The organism is Bacillus sp. WP8 (assembly GCF_000800825.1).
Classification (GTDB): domain Bacteria; phylum Bacillota; class Bacilli; order Bacillales; family Bacillaceae; genus Bacillus; species Bacillus safensis.
In genome coordinates this window covers 2,842,456-2,865,667 of record NZ_CP010075.1, presented here as the reverse complement: position 1 = coordinate 2,865,667, position 23,212 = coordinate 2,842,456, and the positions used below count along the sequence as shown (strand labels likewise).

General features: G+C 41.7%; 19 protein-coding genes. 14 read left to right on the top strand and 5 right to left on the bottom strand.

The annotated features are described in order from the left end of the window. Positions 1-27: 27 nt before the first annotated feature. Positions 28-1,026: a ferredoxin--NADP reductase 2 gene (gene yumC, locus QR42_RS14560; RefSeq protein ID WP_039181175.1), complete on the bottom strand. Its 999-nt coding sequence runs from the start codon at positions 1,024-1,026 to the stop codon at positions 28-30. A 391-nt stretch (positions 1,027-1,417) separates the two neighbouring features. Here yumC and QR42_RS14555 point away from each other — a divergent pair, with 391 nt between their 5' ends. The 4 genes from QR42_RS14555 to QR42_RS14545 all read left to right on the top strand — a co-directional run bounded on the left by QR42_RS14555 (position 1,418) and on the right by QR42_RS14545 (position 4,042). Next, the gene (locus tag QR42_RS14555; protein WP_162473404.1) at positions 1,418-2,635 is read left to right on the top strand and encodes an NAD(P)/FAD-dependent oxidoreductase; all 1,218 of its coding nucleotides are present in this window, start codon (positions 1,418-1,420) and stop codon (positions 2,633-2,635) included. 135 nt (positions 2,636-2,770) lie between these two features. Further along, positions 2,771-2,896 (top strand): YuiA family protein, encoded by a 126-nt coding sequence (locus tag QR42_RS19355; RefSeq protein WP_158333015.1) that lies wholly within the window; start codon positions 2,771-2,773, stop codon positions 2,894-2,896. Between the two features lie 81 nt (positions 2,897-2,977). Next, positions 2,978-3,298, top strand: a complete 321-nt coding sequence (locus QR42_RS14550) for a YuiB family protein (protein ID WP_039181171.1) — start codon at positions 2,978-2,980, stop codon at positions 3,296-3,298. 99 nt (positions 3,299-3,397) lie between these two features. After that, positions 3,398-4,042 carry a 3D domain-containing protein gene (locus QR42_RS14545; protein WP_039181168.1) on the top strand — a complete coding sequence of 215 codons (645 nt, stop codon included), beginning with the start codon at positions 3,398-3,400 and terminating at the stop codon, positions 4,040-4,042. Between the two features lie 40 nt (positions 4,043-4,082). Here the strand turns inward: QR42_RS14545 and QR42_RS14540 are convergent, their stop codons facing one another. Further along, entirely contained in the window at positions 4,083-4,559 is a 477-nt protein-coding gene (locus QR42_RS14540; RefSeq protein WP_024423347.1) for a divergent PAP2 family protein, read from the bottom strand. Positions 4,560-4,883: 324 nt separating this feature from the next. Here QR42_RS14540 and QR42_RS14535 point away from each other — a divergent pair, with 324 nt between their 5' ends. The 3 genes from QR42_RS14535 (at position 4,884) to QR42_RS14525 (ending at position 8,779) form a co-directional block, all read left to right on the top strand. Further along, entirely contained in the window at positions 4,884-6,374 is a 1,491-nt protein-coding gene (locus QR42_RS14535) for a leucyl aminopeptidase (RefSeq protein WP_039181166.1), read from the top strand. Between the two features lie 140 nt (positions 6,375-6,514). After that, entirely contained in the window at positions 6,515-7,843 is a 1,329-nt protein-coding gene (locus tag QR42_RS14530) for a Na+/H+ antiporter family protein (protein WP_024425962.1), read from the top strand. Between the two features lie 159 nt (positions 7,844-8,002). Continuing rightward, a complete protein-coding gene (locus QR42_RS14525; RefSeq protein ID WP_039181164.1) occupies positions 8,003-8,779 on the top strand; it encodes a sporulation protein in 777 nt (258 codons plus the stop codon). A gap of 39 nt (positions 8,780-8,818) precedes the next feature. On the opposite strand, the gene QR42_RS14520 is transcribed toward QR42_RS14525, so the two are convergent. The 3 genes from QR42_RS14520 to QR42_RS14510 form a co-directional block, all read right to left on the bottom strand. Continuing rightward, a complete protein-coding gene (locus QR42_RS14520; RefSeq protein ID WP_034282595.1) occupies positions 8,819-9,415 on the bottom strand; it encodes a biotin transporter BioY in 597 nt (198 codons plus the stop codon). A gap of 117 nt (positions 9,416-9,532) precedes the next feature. Then, the gene (gene ald / locus QR42_RS14515; RefSeq protein WP_034282594.1) at positions 9,533-10,669 is read right to left on the bottom strand and encodes an alanine dehydrogenase; all 1,137 of its coding nucleotides are present in this window, start codon (positions 10,667-10,669) and stop codon (positions 9,533-9,535) included. A gap of 110 nt (positions 10,670-10,779) precedes the next feature. Then, positions 10,780-12,009 (bottom strand): sporulation transcriptional activator AdeR, encoded by a 1,230-nt coding sequence (locus QR42_RS14510; protein WP_039181162.1) that lies wholly within the window; start codon positions 12,007-12,009, stop codon positions 10,780-10,782. 406 nt (positions 12,010-12,415) lie between these two features. Here QR42_RS14510 and QR42_RS14505 point away from each other — a divergent pair, with 406 nt between their 5' ends. The 7 genes from QR42_RS14505 (at position 12,416) to QR42_RS14475 (ending at position 23,111) form a co-directional block, all read left to right on the top strand. Continuing rightward, positions 12,416-12,709 (top strand): WXG100 family type VII secretion target, encoded by a 294-nt coding sequence (locus tag QR42_RS14505; RefSeq protein WP_003213769.1) that lies wholly within the window; start codon positions 12,416-12,418, stop codon positions 12,707-12,709. A gap of 95 nt (positions 12,710-12,804) precedes the next feature. Next, positions 12,805-13,044, top strand: coding sequence for an ESX secretion system protein YukD (locus QR42_RS14500; protein ID WP_003213579.1), 240 nt, complete (start codon positions 12,805-12,807; stop codon positions 13,042-13,044). 14 nt (positions 13,045-13,058) lie between these two features. After that, the gene (essB, locus tag QR42_RS14495; RefSeq protein WP_039181160.1) at positions 13,059-14,372 is read left to right on the top strand and encodes a type VII secretion protein EssB; all 1,314 of its coding nucleotides are present in this window, start codon (positions 13,059-13,061) and stop codon (positions 14,370-14,372) included. A gap of 51 nt (positions 14,373-14,423) precedes the next feature. Continuing rightward, entirely contained in the window at positions 14,424-18,899 is a 4,476-nt protein-coding gene (gene essC, locus QR42_RS14490) for a type VII secretion protein EssC (RefSeq protein ID WP_039181158.1), read from the top strand. Continuing rightward, positions 18,896-21,793: a type VII secretion protein EsaA gene (esaA, locus tag QR42_RS14485; protein ID WP_039181155.1), complete on the top strand. Its 2,898-nt coding sequence runs from the start codon at positions 18,896-18,898 to the stop codon at positions 21,791-21,793. The genes essC and esaA overlap by 4 nt, the downstream gene beginning before the upstream one ends. Further along, positions 21,783-22,268, top strand: a complete 486-nt coding sequence (gene essA / locus QR42_RS14480) for a type VII secretion protein EssA (RefSeq protein ID WP_039181152.1) — start codon at positions 21,783-21,785, stop codon at positions 22,266-22,268. Before esaA ends, essA begins: the two co-directional genes overlap by 11 nt. Before the next feature lie 99 nt (positions 22,269-22,367). Then, entirely contained in the window at positions 22,368-23,111 is a 744-nt protein-coding gene (locus QR42_RS14475) for a (S)-benzoin forming benzil reductase (protein ID WP_039183296.1), read from the top strand. The last annotated feature ends 101 nt before the right edge of the window (positions 23,112-23,212 follow it).

The following is a 23,212-nucleotide window of genomic DNA, read 5'->3' as shown; positions in this document are numbered from 1 at the left end:
AGTGGGAACTCCTTTTTTGATCCGTTCTTATTTGTTTTCAAATAAGCTTGTGGAATGGAGAGGCTGTACACGGGCTTTCGGGTCCATGTAGGCTTTCGCATTGTTGACAGCAGTTGGTGCTTCACCAAATCCGCTTGCAATCAATTTGACTTTTCCTTCATACGTACAGATGTCTCCTGCCGCATAGAAGCCTTCAATGTTTGTTTCCATTGTAGATTTCACTACGATGGAGTTCTTTTCGATTTCAAGGCCCCATTGTTTGATTGGTCCAAGGGAGGAAACAAATCCGAAGTTGACGATCACGTCGTCCACATCAAGCACTTGTTTTTTGTCGCCTTTGACTTCTTCGAGCACGATCTGTTCAATGCGGTCTTCACCAATGAGCTCAGTTGGCACAAATGGAGTCAGCACATTGACCTTCGAGTTGTGCAAGTTTTCTACACTGTGCTCATGTGCGCGGAATTTATCGCGGCGGTGAATGATGGATACTTCTTTTGCGATTGGCTCAAGCATGAGTGCCCAGTCCACCGCAGAGTCTCCGCCGCCAAGAACGGCCACGCGTCTACCGGCAAATTGGTTCAGGTCATTAATGAAGTAGTGCAGATTGCTTCCTTCAAATGATTCTGCTGTATCCAATTCAAGCTTTCTCGGTTGGAATGCACCGTTACCAGCTGTGATGATGATTGTTTTAGAATAATGAACCTCTTGATTTGTGACAAGTTTAAAGATCCCATCTGCCTGCTTTTCAACTGTTTCAACTGCCTGCTCTAAGCAAATGGTTTGATCAAATTTATCCATTTGTTCCTTTAAGTTATCAACTAATTCTTGTGCGCGGATTTTTGGGAAACCAGCCACATCATAAATATATTTTTCAGGGTAAAGAGCGGATAGTTGACCGCCGAGCTGAGGAAGGCTTTCAATGATTTTCACACTTGCCTGTCTCATGCCTCCGTAAAACGCAGTAAACAATCCAACTGGGCCGCCCCCGATAACGGTAATGTCATATACCTTAGAATCTTCTTGCATTCCTTTAATCCTCCCAAATGAAAATTGTTATCACTATATCATATCATACCACATATCGTCGTTTGACTTGTTTTGAAAAACTTGTCGTTTTTTGATGCTGAAGCTTTGAAAAGGAGGAAAAAGTGAGAAAGACCGTTTATCATAAGGATTTTCAGTTTAAAGCCTTGAAAATTGGAGCAGAACTCGCTATTATTGTTAAGGGAACTAAATATTAATTTTTTATGAATTTTTGTCGGATACGGTCAAATGCTTTCGTTTTATGTAGGTGAAAGTTCAGATTTTCACATACTTATTTTTTTGTTTAAATTTCATAAAATGCCGCAAAGCGGTTGAGAATAACGATATGTAATTCTTTATCCGTTTTACAGCAAATTTAAAAAAGGTGGATGTGATTCCAGTGAATAAACCGAAAATCGTTGTATTAGGTGCAGGTTATGGCGGATTAATGACTGTAACAAGATTAACAAAACAGCTTGGCACAAATGATGCGGATATTACTCTTGTGAACAAGCATAATTATCATTACGAAACAACATGGTTACATGAAGCAAGTGCAGGTACACTTCATCATGACCGCTGTCGTTATCAAATCAAAGATGTGATTAACAGTTCCCGTGTCAACTTTGTACAAGCAACAGTTGAAAGCATTGATAAGGAAGCGAAGAAAGTTGTGACATCAGATGGCGAACTTTCTTATGACTACCTTGTTGTTGCACTTGGTGCTGTTCCTGAAACATTTGGTATTGCAGGACTGAAAGAATACGCATTCTCAATCTCTAACATCAACTCTGCTCGTCAGCTTCGTGAGCACATCGAGCTTCAATTTGCAACGTATAATACGGATGCTGAAAAACGTCCAGAGCGTTTGACGATCGTTGTCGGCGGCGCAGGATTCACAGGTATTGAGTTCCTTGGTGAGCTTGGAAACCGTGTGCCTGAGCTTTGCAAAGAGTATGACATTGATCAAAAAGACGTGCGTATCATCTGTGTAGAAGCTGCGCCAACAGCTCTTCCTGGATTCGATCCAGAATTGATCGACTATGCGATGAACTACCTTCAAGGTAAAGGTGTTGAGTTCAAAATCGGTACAGCGATCAAAGAATGTACGCCTGAAGGTATCATTGTTGGAAAAGACGATGATACAGAAGAAATCAAAGCTGAAACTGTTGTTTGGGCTGCAGGTGTACGCGGTAACCCGATCGTTGAAGAAGCTGGTTTTGAAAACATGCGCGGCCGCGTAAAAGTTTCTCCAGATCTTCGTGTACCAGAAAATGATGATGTCTTCATCATTGGTGACTGTTCATTGATTATCAATGAAGAAATCAACCGTCCATACCCACCAACTGCACAAATCGCTATGCAGCAAGGTGAGACAGTAGCGAAAAACCTTGCAGCACTAGTAAAAGGCGGTTCTCTTGAAAGCTTTAAGCCAGACATCAAAGGAACAGTTGCTTCTCTTGGTGAACACGACGCTGTAGGTGTTGCGTTTGGTAAAAAACTTCAAGGAACAAAAGCTTCTGCAATGAAAAAAATCATCGACAACCGTTCATTATTCATGGTTGGCGGACCAGGACTTGTTCTGAAAAAAGGAAAATTCAAGTTCTTCTAAACCGATATAGACAAAAACGTGTATCCCTGTGGTACACGTTTTTTCATGTTTGACGGAATATTTTCTCACTTGGTACTGGACAGAAAAATATGTTATGATGAATTATCAGAAAATTTAGATTAAGGAGTGAGCAATATGAATGCACAAACAAAGGAAAAAACATCAGCCTGTCAATATTGTTCAGGAAAAGGGTATTTTCAGCTATTGCTCGGCGGATCTGAAACGTGTGAGGAATGTAAAGGGACAGGAAAGAAGCGTTAATCGATCTGCTTTTTCCATTGATTGACTTCATCTCTATTTCCAAGTTAAACTAATGATGGGATATTTGGGGGTGGAGATGAAGTGATCAGTTTACCAGTCGTTATCATTTCAGTTATTTTATTTTTCGTGTTATTCTTTGGCATTGGTTTTTTGCTCAATATGCTGCTGAGAATGTCATGGATTATGGCTATTTTATATCCAATTGTATGCCTTTTCATTATTAACAATCAAAAGATGATCGCTTATGTAAGAGAGCCTGGCACTGCTTTTTCAGGAATAGGAGACCGGATCGTCTCACTCGCTGCGGCAGATATCATCATCTTATTAAGCGGCCTGATCGGTGCGATCGCATCAGGTTTTGTCATTAATGCACTTCGAAAAAGAGGGTATCAAATGTTTTAACTCACTTGTGGACACGCAAGTGGGTTTTTTTGTTTCTCCTTTGCATAGTTTCCATTTTGTTTGGAAACAAATAGATGGGTAGAGGAGTGACAAATAGAGATGAAAACATGGATGAAACGATTGTTCATGACAGCGCTATTCATGATTGCACTTTTGACAAGCTTTACGGGCATATCTGGAGTCGAACCAAGTGATTTAGCTGCGTGGGTGAAAGAGACCGATGCGGGCAAGCAAGTATCTTCTTTTTTTCAGCAGCCAAAAAGGGAAACGATGGCACTTAAAAGTGAAGACATGCGATCTGTTTCTCTCGAAGAAGCGTTTAATTGGAACGATTACCCGAAGCAGAAGGTTGTGGCAACCGGCTATACAGCAGGTGTGGAATCAACAGGCAAAACGAAGGAACATCATGCATATGGCATTACATATTCAGGCGTCAAAGTGAAACGTGATTTATATTCAACAGTGGCAGCCGACCCATCCGTTTTTCCGATTGGAACGGTGCTGTTTATCCCAAACTATGGCTACGGTGTCGTTGCAGATACCGGGAAAGCCATTAAAGGTCATAAGCTTGATTTATACTATGAAACCGTTGATGATGTGTATAGAGAATGGGGTAAAAAAGTGCTCGATGTGTATATCATCAAAAAGGGTGAAGGGACGTTAACGGAAAAAGACTTAAATCAGCTCAATGAAGCAGAATCGATGCAAGTATTCCGTCAGCAGTTTCAAGCCAATAAAGAATAAAAAAGCTTTGGGCCGTTTAAGGTCCAAAGCTTTTTCGCTTCTACATGAAGTAATAATCTAAGATGAGTGTCAGCAAGATCCCTGTTAAGCCGCCGAAGAAGACTTCAATCGGCTTATGACCAAGAAGCTCTTTTAATTTCTTTTGCTTTTCTTTTTCTTCCGCATTTGGGAAATTCTTTGCTTCGGAAACAAATCGGTTAAAATCTGTTACGAGCTTGTTGAGAACAGTCGCCTGTTCTCCTGCCTGTCTGCGAACGCCTGTCGCATCAAACATAGTAATAATGGCAAAGATGGCGGAAATGGCAAAGATAGATGTATCTAGCCCGTGCTCTAAAGCCACTGCTGTGGAGAGTGCTGTTACTGCTGCGGAGTGTGAACTTGGCATTCCGCCTGTGCTTGTAATGAGCGACCAATCTAGTCGTCTAGAAATAATAAATTGAATCGGTACTTTTACAAATTGTGCAAAAAAGATGGCTGCTAGGCTGGCAAGCAGCGGAAAATTCGTCAGTACGCTCATGAACAAGAAACATCCTCTCTTTAAGAAAAAATATCGTGCGAAATGATGAACTAAAAATCCTAGTATGATGAAAAAATGATAGCAGTAAAAAATGCTGCCAAGTCCATGTTCATTATAACATTAAAGAAACTAGATGTGGAACGAGGAGAACACGGACAGGCAACTTAGGTTTTCGGTGCTTTTTCATGATGCCCTTCCACGTGTGAAAATATAAATGTTCATCAAGTAAAGACAGACTGGCAATGATCGTATAGGCACGCAAATTTTGATATAATAGAAGTTCCAATGTGAAAAATGGAGTTCATTAAGGAGCGTGTGATAAATATGTTTTTCTCGACAAATGAATTGCAGCATAAAGATACACTGGCGATCGGACTTTTTCAAAAGAGCCAATTATCAGGAAAAGCAAAAGAAATGGATGAATTACTTGAAGGAAGAATCACTGAATTATTAAAAGAAGGCGACATTTCATCCAAACGAAATCAGCTTTCGAAGTTTTTCCCATCCCCTGAAACAGGCATCAAACGCATTTATTTTGTCGGGCTTGGGAAGGAATCAGATTACACGTTTGAAGAGGCAAAAGAAGTGTTTGCCCATTTATTTAAAAAGCTTCATCAAGATAAAAAGCAAGCGGTTTCTGTCTTGCTGGATACGTTTGTTGGAAAGGATCTGCCTGCTCAAGATGCAGCCCATGCCCTTTCTGAAAGCTGCCTTTTAGCTACATATGAATTGCAGGATTTTAAACATAAAACAAATGAACCAGATCGCTTTATCGAGTTTGTTTATGCAACGACGGAGCATGATCAAGCTGAAATTCAAGCGAGTCTGAAAGTCGGGGAAGTATACGGACAGTCAGTCAATTCGGCCCGTACCCTTGTGAATATGCCGCCGAACATGCTCACATCCTCTGATCTCGCTTCGTATGCGGCAGAGCTTGCATATAAATATGAATTTGAGATTGAAATTTTAGATAAAGAACAAATGGAAGAGCTCGGAATGGGCGGTATTTTAGCCGTCAATAGAGGCTCAACAGAACCACCAAAACTCATCGTGCTGAAATATCAAGGCAAGGAAGAATGGACAGACGTCATCGGTCTTGTCGGTAAAGGCATCACGTATGATACCGGCGGCTACTCTTTAAAGCCAAGAGCGAGTATGGTTGGCATGAAAACAGATATGGGCGGCTCAGCCTCTGTTTTAGGCGCAATGGAAATCATCGGGGAACTTCGCCCAGAGCAAAATGTCATTGCGGTCATCGCCTCAACGGATAATATGATTTCCGCAGACGCTATGAAGCCAGACGACGTCATTGTGTCACTAAGCGGGAAAACAATCGAAGTGCTCAATACAGATGCAGAAGGCCGTCTTGTTTTAGCAGATGGGGTGACATATGCGAAGCAGCACGGTGCCTCTGTCCTTGTAGATGTGGCCACATTAACAGGCGGTGTCATTGTGGCGCTTGGAAATGAGACAACAGGCGTAATGACCAATAACGATGAGCTGTACGCTCAGTTTAAAGAAGCATCAGAAGAATGCGGTGAAATGATCTGGCAGCTGCCAATCACGGAAAAAGATAAGAAACGAGTACGAAACAGCAAAATGGCTGATCTCAATAACTCACCAGGCCGTGATGGTCATGCGATCATGGCAGGTGCTTTCATTGGTGAATTCGCAGAGGATACGCCTTGGGTTCACTTAGATATTGCAGGAACTGCAACAACAGAAAAACCTTCATGCTTTGGGCCAACAGGGGCAACAGGTGTGATGGTAAGATCACTTGCTACATTTGTGGAACGATTTGAAGGAACAAAATAAAGGATAAGGCTCTGCCGGATGGCAGAGCTTTTTTATGTAGGACATACGCCATTTGACGAAGTTTTTTTTCTATGGTAACATACGTTGGTACTTTAATTATCTACTACATTAGTAAACTAAAGGATTTCGGAGGTTTCACCATGAATGCAGTTGTTTTAGCGGTTGTTTTAATGTTGATATTAAGCTTGCTGAGGGTCAATGTCGTGATTGCGCTGGCCATAGGTGCTTTAGCTGGCGGACTTGCAGGTGGATTAGGCTTGGGAGGAACAGTGGACGCCTTTACGGATGGACTCGGAGGAAATGCAACCGTGGCGATTAGTTATGCGTTATTAGGGGCATTTGCTGCGGCGCTGACGAAAACAGGTCTTCCAGATGCCATGGTTGAAGGAGCAGTGAAGCTTCTAGGAAAAGAAGGCGATTCAAGACGGAAAACACTATCAAAAGTGCTCATCGTTCTTGTCATTTTGATCGTGTCCTGTTTCTCACAGAACGTCGTTCCTGTTCACATTGCCTTTATCCCAGTCCTCATTCCGCCGTTATTAAAGGTGTTTAACGAGCTTCAGATTGACCGCAGACTGCTAGCGTGTGTCATTACCTTCGGACTCACTGCACCATATATATTACTTCCAGTCGGTTTTGGACAGATTTTCCACGGAATGCTTCGTGACAATATGAAGGAAGCGGGTCTGACCGTAAACCTTGCAGATATTCCGTATGCGATGCTGATTCCTGTAGCAGGAATGGTTCTTGGCTTGATCGTTTCCATTTTTGTATATCGAAAGCCGAAGGTATATGAGAATCGTGAAATTACAGATGTAGAGAAATCGGCTTATACGAAAAAAAGCTTATTCTTTGCCGGTCTTGCTATTCTCGTTTCGTTGATTGTCCAGCTTTATCTATCGCAAAGCCTTGGTGTGGAAGGAATGATCTTCGGTGCACTCGCAGGACTGCTTGTCTTGTTTGTGACTGGAATGATGAAACGCGATGAAGCAGATGAACTTATTACATCTGGAATGAATATGATGGCATTTATCGGTTTTGTCATGCTTGTTGCCGCTGGGTTTGCCAACGTTTTAACAAAAACAGGAGACATTGAATCTCTTGTCAAAGCATCTTCCCAATTTATCGGCAACAGCCAGAGCCTTGCAGCGATTTTAATGCTGCTTGTCGGCCTGCTTGTGACAATGGGGATCGGATCATCATTTGCAACGATTCCGATTATTACAACCATCTTTGTTCCACTTTGCTTACACTTAGGATTTAGTCCAATGGCCACCATTGCCATTATTGGCTCTGCTGCGGCTGTTGGAGATGCAGGTTCACCTGCAAGTGACAGTACGCTTGGACCAACATCTGGATTGAATATGGATGGACAGCATCACCACATTTGGGGAACTTGTGTCCCGACTTTTATCTATTATAATATTCCGCTTGTTCTGTTCGGCTGGCTGGCGGCGATTATTCTGTAAAATGAAAAGCTTGTAGAGAAAACGATGATGTTTTTTCTATAAGCTTTTTTGTTGTTCGTAGATGAAAAAATAATTAGGACAAAAGTATGAATTAAATGAATCTTTTTTCCTCTATCTTACGTATATATGCTGATAAAAATGAAAAGGGGAAGATGGGATATGTCATTTTTTAAAAAGCTAGCGGCAAGTGCTGGGATTGGTGCAGCAAAAGTAGATACCATTTTAGAGAAAAACGCTTATTATCCAGGACAAGAAGTAAAGGGAACTGTCCATGTAAAGGGCGGGAAAATCTCTCAGGAAATCCGTCATATCAATGTTAAAATTGAAACACAGTATGTGATTGTAAAAGATGATGAAGAGCGTAGAAAATATGCCAACATCCATTCTGTCCGGGTGGCGGATTCTTTTACCATCCAGCCTGGAGAAAAGCATGAATTTCCGTTTTCATTTATTCTTCCTATTGATACCCCGATGACGATCGGAAAAGTAGAAATTGCAGTGGAGACAGACCTTGATATCCAAGGCGGAATCGATAAATCTGACTATGACCGCATTTTCGTTGAAGCACATCCTTGGGTGAGAAATGTACTGCAGGCCACTAGAAATCTTGGCTTCCACCTGAACGAAGCAGACTGTGAGCAAGCACCTTACTTTCAGCGGCGCCTGCCATTCGTCCAAGAATTCGAGTTCATTCCGACATCAGACTACTATCGCTATATGCTTGATGAGCTAGAGCTGATTTTTCTGATAGATGAAGGCGGCTTAGACATTGTTTTTGAAGTCGACCGCAGAGCAAGAGGCCTGAGAGGATGGCTCGAAGAGATGTATAATGAAGGAGAACAGCTTGCGCGCTACCGCTTCAGTCCATCAGATCTTGAAAATGTAGAAGTGCTTGAAGGAATGCTAGAACAAATCATAGATCAATACGCTGAGTAACGATGAAAAAAGAGCCTGAATGATGACAGGCTCTTTTTTCTATGATACAGCTTCTTGTTTTCGAAAGGATGTGGCTTTGGATACAGAGCGATAAATTTTAGGTGCCAGCATCGCAAGTAATATAGTCAATGCGTAGTCTTTTACCATAAACCAGATCATAAAGAACCATGTGGTTTGATAGGAAATCGGTGCATTGAGCCATACATTTAATGCGAGGTATGTATAGGTCGTTCCAATCACATACATCACGGTCGTACCAGCAATGGCTGCAAGCAAAAAGCGGCCAAAGCCAGGGTTTTTTCTTTTTTCTAGAATGAATCCGGCAAGCCAGGCAGCAGGGATGTATGATAATACAAAGCCGCCGCTTTTGCCTAAAATGACCCCAAAGCCCGCAGAGAACTGAGCGAATACTGGTGCACCAGCAATTCCAACCAAGGCATAGACAATCATAGCTAATGCCCCGAGCCGTCTGCCGAGTAAGAGACCGGCAAGCACACAAAAAAACGGCTGCATCGTAAGTGGAATTCCGCCCACCTGTAAAAACGGCACAATGGATGTGATATTGGCCCCGATAGCCATGAGTGCAGCAAACATTCCGACTAGCACAAAGTCAGCAGTTCGTGTCTTCTTTTGCATGATGTTTCCCCCTGTCTTATCTGTACAAATAGATTAAGGGGAAGAAGAAATTTTGTCAACTTGTTTTTATTTTAAGTTAACAATAAAAACCCGCCCATCAAGAGGGCAGGTAGTTGATTAAGCTTCAGTCATAAAAGTGGCATCGATGGCTTTGCTGACAGGTACGTAATCATAGCCGAGATCACGAGCAACCGCTTCGTACGTGATATGTCCGTTCATGACATTGACGCCTTCTGCGATGGCGTTGTTTTCTCTAATGGCTTTAGCAGCGCCTTTATTCGCAATTTGCAGTGCATATGGAACAGTGACATTCGTTAACGCAACAGTTGATGTCCGCGGAACCGCACCTGGCATGTTGGCGACAGCATAATGCAATATGCCGTGTTTTTCATAAGTAGGTTGGTCATGGGTTGTGATATGATCAATGGTTTCGACAATGCCGCCTTGATCAATCGCTACATCTACGATGACAGAACCAGGCTTCATTTGTTTCACCATTTCTTCTGTCACAAGCGTCGGTGCTTTGGCACCAGGAATCAGCACAGCACAAATGAGAAGATCTGCTTCACTGACTGAATCTGCAATGTTGACAGGGTTGGACATTAACGTTTTCATTTGATGGCCAAATTGGTCGTCCAGCTGACGCAGGCGTTCTGCATTTACATCAATCAGGGTGACATCTGCGCCAAGTCCGATTGCCATTTTCGCTGCGTTTGTTCCAACAACTCCGCCGCCAATAATGGTGACCTTTCCTCTTGATACCCCTGGTACACCTGCAAGTAAAATACCCTTTCCGCCTTTTGGCTTTTCTAAAAATTGTGCACCAATTTGAGCGGCCATTCTGCCTGCTACTTCAGACATAGGTGTGAGAAGAGGGAGTGATTTTCCGTCCGTTACGGTTTCATAAGCAATGGCTGTAACGCCTTTTTGTTTTAATGCTTCAGCCAAGGAGGGCTCTGCGGCTAGATGCAGGTACGTAAATAAGATGAGTCCTTCTCTGAAATAAGGATATTCCTCAGGTAATGGTTCTTTTACTTTCATGATCATATCAGAAGATGCCCATACATCTTTCGCCTGATCAAGAATCTCTGCACCAACAGATACATAATCGTCATCAGTGAATCCGCTTCCAAAACCAGCGTTTGTTTCAATTAAAATCTGATGTCCAGCTGAAAGCAATTGAGAAGCTGCTCCTGGTGTTAATGCCACTCGGTTTTCATTGTTCTTAATTTCTTTCGGAATGCCGATGATCATGTTTATTCCTCCTATGCTTATCTATTGATATTGTATGTCTAGTGTATCCTGAAAGTTTAGAAAATTCTTCGGTTGAAATAAAAAATAAAAAAACGCCTCTTTGTGAAATTTCACAAATGGACGTTTTTTAGCTTCATATCAAGGTATATAGTCATTTTCTCATTCATGTTTTTTAAATCAATTTCTGCGATGTCTGTAATCCGTTTTAATCGATAATTTAAGGTATTGATGTGGATATTTAATTGCTTTGCGGCAATATTGGCATTGCTGTCACAGTCAATAAACCGTTCAAGTGTTTCGACAAGGTTGGAATGATGCCTCAGATCGTAATCCTCCAGCTTCGATAAAGAGTAACTGGAGTAAGAAGAGCCCTTTCGCTTCTCAGCAAGCACATCAAGATATTGATAAATGCCTAGTTCAGAAAAGCTGTTTAAACGTTCTGTTTCAACTGGAAAGCGTTCTTTCGTTTTTAATACAGCCAGTGCTTCTTTATAGGAAGGCTGAATTTGAGAGATGTTATCGTAAATTCCTCCAATTGCTGCCTGAACATGCTGAATATGATACCGGTCCGCAAGTTGCTGCAGCATGCCGCTTGTGAATTGTTTAATATCTTGAAGCGGATGTTCTGTTTTTGGTGAGACAAGAATAATGAATTCGTGAAAATCAACAGTCGTTAACAATACCTGTACTTGCTGTGTTGTTTCAAGCAGATAGGACAGCTTTTTTTCTGTCTCCTCTGTGAGTTCGTCACGAAGACGGAAGATGATGATGGCATATGTGTCTGGACATCTGATGCCAAGTCTTAAAAAAAGGTCGAGCATCTCATCCTTTTCATGAATATGACCCGTAAGCATCTTCCAGAAAAGCTCCTGATTGCGTTCCTCTGTTTTCGTTTTTCGAATTTGTAAATTGAGTAATTTGTTTTTCACGGCATGTGCTGCCATTTTGAGAAGGTCCATTTCTTCTTCTGAAAATGGCTGCGTAGATTCAATCGCCCAAATAAATCCGAGCACTTCTTTGTCCTTCCAGATGGATATGGCGACCCTGCTAGATAAACCCACCTCTGCAATTTGAGGGACACGAAGCGGTTCGTCTGTTTTAAGGAGTGTAGGGATGATGCCGTCCTTCCAAAGCCGATTGATGACTTTTTCCGGTACCCGGCGGGAGATAATGGTTGAAGTTCTGGCGGGATCAGTAAAATCATTGTGTGTGCTATATGCCAATAATCGATGATGAGTATCTTCTATAGTAATAGGGCAATTGAGCACATCACTTATTTGGTCTGCCACATCCTCTAAACGATCAAGACTATACTTAAACGGATCTGTCTTTTTTGTCATAAAAAACCCCTGCTTTTTCGAATATTTCACGTACTTACATTATGAAGAGAATGAGGTACGTAAATCAACAAAAAACTGCCATAAACTTAAAAAAACAAAAAGTGTGAGAAGCAAGCAAGTGGATGTTGAAGCACGATGAAAAAGAAATAGTACAATAATAACGTAGTAAAAAATCAATAGGCGGAAAGGTCCACCAAAGTCGGTGGATACTTATTAAGAATATATGACCAAAAAACTGTTAAATACTAGATAAAAAGCGAAAAAACAGTAATTCTATAGACTCATTTTGTAAAATAAAAACAGATTTGTTTGACTGTGTATCATTTCTGTTTTTATAATAATAACGTCAAAAAATAAGTGGATTAGCCCATTATATGGCGGCTATGCACGGGAGGTAATGAGGAATATGTCAGGAATTATTCGCGTAACCCCAGAAGAACTAAGAGCGACCGCTAAGCAATATGGTGTTGAAAGTCAAGAAGTGTTAAACCAAGTTGATCGTCTAAATAGAATGATCTCTGATTTAAAAGGAATGTGGGAAGGTGCTTCTAGTGAAGCATTTGCTGATCAATACGAACAGCTTAAGCCTTCATTTATCAAAATGTCTGATCTATTAACAGATGTCAGCAATCAGCTTGATCAAACGGCAAATACACTTGAAAGCACTGACCAAGACATCGCAAGCCAAATCCGCGGCTAATCAAGGGGATTTCCTTTCTAAGTGTGAAAAGCAGAAACAGCGCCGAGTCTGTCAATGGATGCCGGCGCTCTTTCTATTTTGTGAGGTGGAAATTTGTGTATATCGATATTACCATCGACTTAAAAAATTATGATGGCAGTGTGTTTGATTTGAGACTATCAAATTATTTACATATTAAACAAGTCATCCATATCGCCTGGCAGGCAAAACAAATCTCGCTTCCAAAGCGGGAAGGCGGATGGGTGCGAGTAGTCAATAAGAAAGCTGTGTTTTCAGGCGAATATAAGCTGTCAGACTGTGGAATTACCACAGGAGACAGGCTGGAAATACTATGAAAGGACTTTTGTAAATGGCAGATAAAAAGAGTTCCTATTTAGAAGAACAATTAGAAGCAGTCATGAAAAAAGAGGGAGGCACCTATACCTTTATTTTTCAAAAAGAGACAATTAAACTCTTAGACGGTTTAGAAGCGGCACCGATCAAAGACATCAACCCTTCATTTCAGAAAGAGATTCAATTAACTGAAGATGAGGTCATCATTTCTATTCAACCGCCTCCTGCCTATCAGGAATTTCGTTTCATCCATGCAAAGGATGAAAAAAGCAAATGGATTTTTTCATACCAGCTTGTCGATGCAGTTCTTAAACACGACGTGAAGCGGCTGCATCCTATTGTTTCTCCTGAAAACATTGTTTTTCATCAAGGCTTAGCTCCTGCATTTTTGCATTATGGAGTCAAAGAAAGCATCCCGCCATATGAAACTGATGAGCATCGCCTGTTAAAAGAGGTCAAGGCCGTCGTTCTTCGAGTGGTTGACCATGAATATCAATTTCAAGAATATGTGGCTTACAATGAAACGTTGAAATTATCTGAGCTGGCAAAAGAAATTAGTGAAACGAAGTCGCTGGAAGAATTGTCAGCTTTGATTGAGCAAAAGATCAAAGCAATCGATACGAAAGAAAAAACGCTCTTAACCATCCCTAAAAAGAAATGGAAGATTGAGCGATACATTGGACTAGGTCTGCTTGTCCTGTTAATCCCTGCTTTGGTGTACACCATTTATACCTTCTTTTTTGCCATGCCAAAACAAGAAGCATACGTCGAGGCAAACAAATATTATCTCAACAAGCAGTACAGTCAAGTGGTGGATACGTTAGAGAAATATCCAGCTAATAAAATGCCAGTCTCTCTTCAATATGAACTGGCCATTTCGTATGTACAAACGAATCAAGGCAGCCTCTTACTTGATCAGCATAAAAAAGAAATCACAGAAACGTACACATTACAGACAGATCCGCAATACTTCCTATTCTGGATTCATATTGGACAAGGCAATAGCAAGGAAGCACTTGATATTGCACGGGTGCTTGGAGACGACAGGTACATATTCACGGCACTCGTCGCCTACCGCAATGAAATTCAAAACGATGACAGCCTTTCTGCTGAAGAAAAACAAAAACAGCTAGATCCAATCATTAAAGAAATGGCGAAATATGAAGAAAAAGAAACAACCGAGACAAGCACAAGTGACTCCTCGGGCACAAGCCAAACAGATGAAACAGCTGAACAAAAAGAGCAGTCAAAAGCCGATCAAGAGAAAAAAGAGAAAGAATCTGAAGCGAAAAAGAAAACCTCTCAGACAAAAAAAGATGAGAAAAAATAATTCTTTCGATACAACTGACAGTTGGTGCTGTCCGATGAGGAGGTGGAGCGTTTGAGTCTTCTTTGGGTTTTTTATGAGGAGGATTATCAAACCGTCCGTTTAGATGAGCAGTTCAATCGAGAAGCTCTGATTGGACCTGAAATAGAGCATACGGTGACAATCCCTTCACTTTCATTTGATGAAGGGACAATTCGTTTATCTCCTGATGAACCGAATGATGGTTTTACTATTTATCAGGGGAATGAAAAGAAAGGCAAATTACTTCCACATGAACCATATCAGCTTGGTTCACTCACATTTATTTTAATGGATGCACATCATGATCAGCATATTTATTACCTAGGAAATAGAGTTGAGCTGTCTTTTTCACGTGATGAGAAAAATGAGATCGATGTGTGGAAAGAACAAGCTCATTCCATGTTTCAAGATGCCAACCAGTTCACTTTAGAGAAAATCGAAGGAACATGGTATGTCATGCCTCAGGATGAGACGATTTACGTGAACGGAAAGAAAATCAACGGTCCAGAGAGGGTTTATACCGGAGATGAGTTGTTCTGGAACTTTCTGACGGTGACATTTATAGATGATGATTTATTACAGGTGACAGCTTACGAACCTTTTCAAACGCGTTTGGAAAAAACAAGACCTCCAAGCACAGAAACAAAACAAAAATACCCTTCATACAGACGTACACCGCGTTTGATTTATGATTTACCAGATGACCGGGTATCCTTTAGCTTTCCTTCGCAGGAGAGTGAAAATAACAGCAGAGGGCTTTGGCTTGTTGTCCTTCCGCCGCTTGTTATGCTCCTTGTGATGGGGATTGTCGCCCTTATCCAGCCGCGCGGAATCTTTATTGTCGTGTCGATGGCGATGTTTATCATGACGTTAATTACATCGTCCGTTCAATACTTTAAAGAAAAATCACAGCGCAAAAGACGAGAAGAGAAGCGGCAGCGAGTCTATTCTCTTTATTTAGAAAATAAGCGGAAAGAGCTGCAGGAGCTGTATGACCGCCAGCAATATATTTTGACGTATCATTATCCGTCATTTGAACAAATGAAGTATTTAACATCAGAAATCAGCGGCCGCATTTGGGAAAAGACGCTTGTGAGTGACGACTTCTTGCATCTGCGTCTTGGAACGGGCGCAGTCCCATCAAGCTATGAATTATCGATGAGCGGCGGCGATATGGCCAACCGGGATATTGATGACTTAATGGAACAAACGCAGCACATGCAAAAAGTATATCGTGAAGTGAAGAATGTCCCGATTACATTCGGCCTTGCGGATGGTCCAACAGGATTAATTGGGAAGCCTGCGATTGTGAAAAATGAGCTTCATCAGCTTGTCGGACAGCTTGCTTTCTCGCACAGCTATCACGATTTGAGATTTGTCTTTATCTTTCATGAGCAGGAGTATGAGAATTGGGAATGGATGAAATGGCTTCCGCACTTCCAGCTGCCTCATACATATGGCAAAGGGTTTATTTACAACGAACAAACACGTGATCAGCTGTTGTCCTCAATCTATGAAATTTTACGTGAGCGTGATTTAGAAGAAGAAAAAGAGAAGAAAATCTTTACGCCTCATTTTGTGTTCATCGTGACAAATCATGAGCTCATTGCCGAGCATGTGATTTTAGAATACTTAGAAGGCAGCCGGACAGATCTTGGTATTTCCATCATCTTTGCAGCAGAAACAAAGGAAAGTTTAGCTGAAAATATTTCGACGCTTGTCCGTTATATTAACGAAGAAGAAGGAGATATTCTCATTCAGCACAAGAAGGCAGTACGAATTCCGTTTCAGCTTGATACACATCAGCGCGGGGACAATGAACTGTTTGCCAGAACCCTGAGAACATTAGATCATCAAGTCGGTATGACCAATTCGATTCCTGAGACGGTCTCATTCCTTGATCTTTTCCATGCCAAACAGGTAGATGACATTGGCATTCGTGAAAAATGGCTGACTTCAGAAACGGCCAAATCATTATCAGTGCCAATCGGTTATAAAGGGAAAAACGACATTGTCGATCTGAACCTGCATGAAAAAGCACACGGCCCGCACGGACTGTTGGCGGGAACAACGGGATCAGGGAAAAGTGAATTTTTACAGACGTATATTTTATCGCTCGCTGTACATTTTCACCCGCACGAAGTTGCTTTCCTGTTGATTGACTACAAAGGAGGCGGAATGGCGCAGCCGTTCCGAAATATTCCTCATTTACTTGGAACGATCACCAATATTGAAGGCAGCAAGAACTTTAGTGAAAGAGCGCTTGCCTCAATTAAAAGTGAATTGAAGAAAAGACAGCGGCTGTTTGATCAGTATCATGTGAATCACATCAATGATTATACGAAGCTCTATAAGGAGAAAAAGGCTGAGCAGGCAATGCCTCACTTGTTCTTAATCTCTGATGAGTTTGCTGAATTAAAAAGTGAAGAGCCAGACTTTATTAGGGAGCTTGTCAGTGCTGCACGTATCGGCCGAAGCCTCGGGGTCCATCTTATCTTAGCTACCCAAAAGCCAGGCGGAGTTATTGATGACCAGATTTGGAGTAACTCCCGCTTTAAGGTCGCACTCAAAGTGCAAGATGCGTCAGACAGTAAGGAAATTTTGAAAAATAGTGATGCAGCGTCCATTACCGTCACAGGCCGCGGCTATTTACAAGTGGGCAACAATGAAATTTATGAATTGTTCCAATCGGCTTGGAGCGGTGCACCATATATGGAAGATGGCTACGGGTCAGAAGATGATATTGCCATTGTGACTGATACTGGTCTTATTCCGTTATCAGGAGTAAGCACAGAGCCAGCAGTGAAAAAAGAGACAGTGACGGAAATTTCTGCTGTTGTGGATGAAATTGAACGTATGCAGCAAGAGCTTGGAATTGAGAAGCTGCCAAGTCCATGGCTTCCACCGCTTGAAGAGCGGATTCCAAAAACACGGTATGCGTCGAGTGAAGAGCATGTCTTCCATTTTGCGCTTGTCGATGAACCAGATCAGCAAAGCCAGCATCCACTTTCTTATCAAATGATGGAAGATGGGAACATTGGCATCTTTGGTTCCTCCGGCTACGGCAAATCACTTGCTGCTACAACACTATTGATGAGCTTTGCGGAGAGGTATTCACCTGAAGAATGGCACGCATATATTTATGATTTCGGAAACGGAACATTGCTTCCGTTAGCCAAACTGCCGCATACGGCGGATTATTTCTTAATGGATCAGATGAGAAAGATTCAAAAATCAATGAAGCGTCTGCGGGAAGAGGTTGAATATCGCAAGCGGTTATTCAGACAGCAAGAAATGAGTCATATCAAAATGTACAATGCCTTAAATGAGAAAAAGCTTCCGTTCATTTTTATCGTGATTGACAACTTTGACATTGTCAAAGACGAAATGCATGATCTCGAATCTGAATTTATTCAGCTGAGCCGTGACGGACAATCTCTAGGTATATACTTCTTGATTACAGCGACTCGGGTAAATGCAGTGCGTCAATCGCTGATGAACAATCTGAAAACTAAGATTGTCCATTACTTAATGGATCAAGGAGAGGCGTACTCGATTATTGGCAGACCGAAATTCAGTTTAGAGCCGATCCCAGGACGAGTGATTATCAACAAAGAAGAGCTTTATTTTGCGCAAATGTTTCTGCCAGTTGAAGGAGAGAACGATCTCGAATTGTTTGAGCATCTGAAACAAGAGATACAGCTTCTTCATGACCGCTTTGAAGCAGCCGAAAAACCAAAGCCTGTGCCAATGCTTCCTGATAAGCTGACAGTTTGGGAGCTTGAGAGTCGTTTAGATGAACAAAAACCACCTTATGACATTCCAGTCGGATTAGATGAGGAATCTGTGGCACCTGTTTATTTTGACTTGAAAAAGAATAAACATTGCCTCATCATCGGTCAAACGCAGCGCGGGAAAACAAATGTGACAAAACTAATGCTTGATCAGCTTTTAGTGGCAAAGCCTGAAAAACTGGCAGTCTTTGATTCAATTGATCGAGGTCTATCCCATTATGCAAAAGAAGAGAACATTGATTACCTTGAAACAAAGGATGATATCACGGAATGGGCAGAAGAAATGGACCGCTTATTCAAGGTGCGGGAAGAGATGTATGTCGAAGCTGTTCGCCGAGGGGAGACCGATCAGCTGTCATTTCCTCAAATTGTGCTTGTGATTGATGGCATTACGCGTTTTCAGCAGACGATCGATCCGCGTCTTCAAGATCAATTGGCTGATTTCATGAAGTCATATGCACACTTAGGCTTCAGCCTGATTGCATCAGGGAATCATACCGAGTTCAGTAAGGGTTATGATGCACTCACAAACGAAATCAAACAAGTTCGTCATGCCATGTTACTCATGAAAAAATCAGAGCAAAACATCATACCGCTTCCGTATGCAAGACAAGAACCAGACATTCAGCCAGGCTTCGGCTATTTGGTTGAAAACGGGAAAGAGAAGAAAATCCAGGTTCCTTTATGTGCGGTAGAAAGGAAGAGTGTTCAATGACAGAGCAGCAAAAAAGCTCCATCAAAATCATATCCACCATGATATTAATTCTTGTGCTGCCGGTTTTGTTTTTCCACCTGATTGGAGATGATCCGGCAAAACAGAAGAAGAATGCCACACGAAATATTGCGGTGGTCAATGAGGATATGGGGGCGAGTGAAAGTGAAAACACGGCTCGTTTCGGACAGGATGTTGTGGCAGCATTGTCAGAGCGTCCTGATTATACATGGACTGTAGTGAATCGCAGTGCGGCGGAAAATGGACTGAAAAACAGAAAGTATGACGCTGTCCTCTATATTCCGTCGGACTTCTCTAAAAATGTGCTGAGCTATGATAAAGACCATCCGGAAAAGGCGTCCATTCAATTTTCGATTCAAGATCAGCTCAATGCTGTCAATAAAGAGAAAGTGCAAAGAGAGCTGGAAAATGCACAAAAGAAAATGAATGAACAGATGTCGACGTTATACTGGAGTTTTGTATCACAGGAAATTGGTAATGTGAGAGAAGAGTTTGAGCATATTGTCGGCAAAGAAGTCGAATTCCAAAATACGATGTACAACTTCTATAAACCGAACTCGAACAAACTATCAGATGCCGTACAGCAGCAGAAGAAACAAATAGAAGAATTAAAGAATGCAATGGCCGATTCACAGAAACAATATAAAGACGGCTTGAGTACAACAGAAGAAGCAAAGAACCAGTTAAAGGACTTTGTGAAAGTAGTCGATCAATACCAGCAGTATCAAGACAAACAAAAGGATCTTTTGATCAAAGCGCAATCAACAAACCAAAAGCAAATCCAGCAAGGGCTCAAACAGCTCGCTGACATTCAAAACCAAAATGCCCGCAGCTTTAGTGATCAAATGGGCGGACTTAAAACAGACATCAACGGGGTACAAAGCCAGCTGAAAACAACTGACAGCGCCATCCAATCTGTTCAAAGGTCGAGAGAAGAAGCTATTCCTAAGCAATCAACAGGATTAACGGAACTTGTGAAAGCGTCTCAGGAAGAACTGATTAAAAAGTATGAAGAGCGTTACTTAGAAGATTATCGAAATAAAATATCAGCCCTGCAGACAAAGCTATTAGCAAAAAGGCAAGAGTTAATGGACGAGTCGGAACCGCCAGTTGATTCTGATGATGACGGGCCATCAGACCAAGATAATGAAAACCCAGAAGAGATTGGGATTAACTTAGATGAAGAAACAAATGAACTCTCACAAATTTCAATAGAGATGAACGAACTTGCGGATCAATTAGGAGAACCGGAAACACCGCCTTCGACTGAAGATGGGGAACAAGGTGAAAGCGGTGAAAATCCTGCTCAGCCAGATACCAGCAGTAAGAATTCATCGCAGGATGACCTAAAAGCACTCTCAACTCGCTTAGATGAAGTGAAAAAGAAAATTCAAGAAAAAGCTGCTGCTCATAATGACGAATTGAAAGACAAAGTGAGTCAAATGAGTAAAGAGCTTGAGAGTCTGACGAAAAAAGTAGATAAACTTGAAAAGATGATTCTATCGTTACAAGATCGATATAATGTCATTCCAAATGAAATCAAAAATCAGGAATCATCCATTGTCAGCAAAGTAAAAGAGCTGAAGCGCAGAAATTCACCGATTAGTAATGTCTTTAGCGATAATCTTTTTGAGAAAAAATTCGAAACGAAATCAACAAGAACTAAAAAATTAATGGACTATTCAAATCAACTCTCTCAGCTAGAGCTAATGATCACAAATGTCTATCAACCATCTAATAACTCTTCTCTGTATGACACTAAAGGAGAAGAAATCCAATCCATCCTCTCCATCAAAAAAGAAGAAACAGAAAACTGGGATAAACTCAAAAACCAGATGCTGACATCAAACGATGATGTGTCTACTTTTATTGATGAGATGCAGAAGTTTTCAGATGGTTATGCTGAGTACATCACGACTCAGCAGGCAAGTATGGAACAGGAATTACAGACAATTGCTGAAAGTGCGGACAATGTAGCTGAGCAAATGGCTGATCAAGGAGATGCGGTATATACAGCAGACCTTGCAGGCAGTTCAATTGTTGTCAGTGCACAGGATTCAATTGGTCAGGAAGTGCTTCGTCTTTCTGAAAATATGAGTTCGTTAACCGACCGCCAAAAAGGGGTGGCGGATTATACGAATAACATTGAAGAGAGTGTGACAACGGTTCAAGAAAAAGCAGATACGCTGAATGAAAACTGGAGCAAGAATGTCGACTCTACAAAACTTGTTCAGCAAGATTTAAAGGGTATTTTAGGAAATACATTAAGTGATCAAGGCAACAGCAACTATGTGTATAATCATTTAGCCAATCCACTGAAAATCAGCGGCGATGTGCCGGAAGAAAAAACGCAGACTGTACCGCCGGTCGTCATTTTGGTCATTGTGATGATCAGCAGTTTGTTAATTGGCTTTTTCAGCTCGTATTATGCGTCAGCTCCGATGCTGGTCAAAGGTGCACTGTTTGGCATCTTAAATCTATTAGTCGGACTCATGATCAGCTTGTTTGGACTGAACATTTACAAGCTTGCAGATGATCAAGCTATTCAATGGTCGATCTTCACCATTTTGTTATTAGTGGCGTGCTCTGCCTTTATTCGCACGGCCTTCCTTTTCGGTTCCATTGCAGGATGGATGGCAGCAACGGCGCTTATTTTCTTCTTTGTCGCACCGTTAATTGATTTGGTGATGCCGAATTTCCACTTTACCAATCCAGTGACAGACGTGTACCTGTCGATCCAATATGGAAATGGAGACATCTTTGGAATGGGCGTCACAGGGTTAGTGATTTTAACTGTCCTTTTCATGGTCGTACCGCTTGTGAAAAAGCTATGGAAAGATAAAACAGAGGAACGTGATGTGACTCATGAAGCTTAATCTATTCGTGAAAGGGGCGGCACTCGCTGCCGTTTCCCTTTTTCTCCTCATCCCTGCCGCTTTTGCTGCTGGTGAAGATACCGATACGAATGTCAAGCCGAATGAATATCAGGAAAAGGAGCTCAATATTAACTCGAGTATATTGAGGGATCAAACGAAATATGAACAAAGTAAAACAACGTCAAAGGTCAAAACAGACATTCATTTTGCTGAACCGCCTAAAGCCCCGGGTGGATCTCTTTCTCCGCAGCTTTTCAGTGATCTAAAAGAGAACCCACCCAAAACACCAGCTCACATGATGAAAGAGATGAATATTTCTTTTAGTGATTCGGCTGTATCAGCACCTTCTGAGGATGAACATGAGAAGCAGACATCAGCACTGCTTCCGATTATCTTTGGTTTCTTGATAGCCCTTGGTCTCGTCGTGATGATTATCCTGATTCCAAAGGTGAATGCGAAGGCTGAAAAGAAATAGTCTGTCTCTTTTAAAAGAGGCAGGCTTTTCTTTATGCAGATTGCTTGATGTCCCACCGTTTCACTACGTAAAATAGTGATATCAAGGGAGGAGATTGTCATTCGAATTTCAATCGTTACAGGCGGATCAAAAGGTTTTGGCCTAGCACTTGTGAACAGGCTGCTTTCACGCGGGGATCATGTGTACACAGCAGCAAGAAGTGCATCGCCGATATCCCATCCAAAGCTCACACATACTCAGGTCGATCTGACGGATGAAGAAGCAGCGGCCAAATGGCTTCAACATAGTCTCATGCCGCAAACTCTGGTAGATGCTGATGACATCTTATTCGTCAATAACGCAGGAATGGTTACACCTATCAAACGCGTTGGACAAGGCGGACAGGATACGCTTCATCAGCATTACAAGTTGAATCTTGTCATTCCTGTTTTGCTGAGCCATGTGTTTGCCAAACAGACTCAATCTTTTAACGGAAAGAAAACGATCGTTCATCTCTCTTCTGGAGCGGCGAAAAACCCATACAAAGGCTGGAGTGCGTATTGCAGTTCAAAGGCAGGACTCGATATGTTTATGAGGACTTTTCATGAGGAACAGCAGGACGAGGCGCATCCGATCAACACGTTTTCCTTTTCACCCGGCACGATTGATACAGATATGCAGGGGGAAATTCGGAAGTCATCAAAACAAGACTTTGAACAAATAGACCGTTTTCAGCAATTATATGAAACAGGCACACTGAAGAGTCCAGATGAAGTCGCAGGTATTTTGCTCGATCTTTTAGGAGATGATCCAGCTGGCGGATGTGTCTACGATGCACGTGAGTATGTGAAAAAGCAGTCATAACGACTGCTTTTTTCGTATTGTACAAGCAAAAACAGCTCATTTGACATAAGCTATTTTTGAGACTCATAGAAAATATAACAGAACATTTGAGTTTCTTTTCA

Coding starts and splice junctions, on each gene's coding strand:
- essA (WP_039181152.1), top strand. CDS start 21,783: ATGAAGCTTAATCTATTCGTGAAAGGGGCGGCACTCGCTGCCGTTTCC.
- QR42_RS14545 (WP_039181168.1), top strand. CDS start 3,398: ATGAAAACATGGATGAAACGATTGTTCATGACAGCGCTATTCATGATT.
- QR42_RS14530 (WP_024425962.1), top strand. CDS start 6,515: ATGAATGCAGTTGTTTTAGCGGTTGTTTTAATGTTGATATTAAGCTTG.
- QR42_RS14520 (WP_034282595.1), bottom strand. CDS start 9,415: ATGCAAAAGAAGACACGAACTGCTGACTTTGTGCTAGTCGGAATGTTT.
- QR42_RS14540 (WP_024423347.1), bottom strand. CDS start 4,559: ATGAGCGTACTGACGAATTTTCCGCTGCTTGCCAGCCTAGCAGCCATC.
- ald (WP_034282594.1), bottom strand. CDS start 10,669: ATGATCATCGGCATTCCGAAAGAAATTAAGAACAATGAAAACCGAGTG.
- esaA (WP_039181155.1), top strand. CDS start 18,896: ATGACAGAGCAGCAAAAAAGCTCCATCAAAATCATATCCACCATGATA.
- QR42_RS14510 (WP_039181162.1), bottom strand. CDS start 12,009: ATGACAAAAAAGACAGATCCGTTTAAGTATAGTCTTGATCGTTTAGAG.
- QR42_RS19355 (WP_158333015.1), top strand. CDS start 2,771: ATGAATGCACAAACAAAGGAAAAAACATCAGCCTGTCAATATTGTTCA.
- QR42_RS14505 (WP_003213769.1), top strand. CDS start 12,416: ATGTCAGGAATTATTCGCGTAACCCCAGAAGAACTAAGAGCGACCGCT.
- yumC (WP_039181175.1), bottom strand. CDS start 1,026: ATGCAAGAAGATTCTAAGGTATATGACATTACCGTTATCGGGGGCGGC.
- essB (WP_039181160.1), top strand. CDS start 13,059: ATGGCAGATAAAAAGAGTTCCTATTTAGAAGAACAATTAGAAGCAGTC.
- QR42_RS14525 (WP_039181164.1), top strand. CDS start 8,003: ATGTCATTTTTTAAAAAGCTAGCGGCAAGTGCTGGGATTGGTGCAGCA.
- QR42_RS14535 (WP_039181166.1), top strand. CDS start 4,884: ATGTTTTTCTCGACAAATGAATTGCAGCATAAAGATACACTGGCGATC.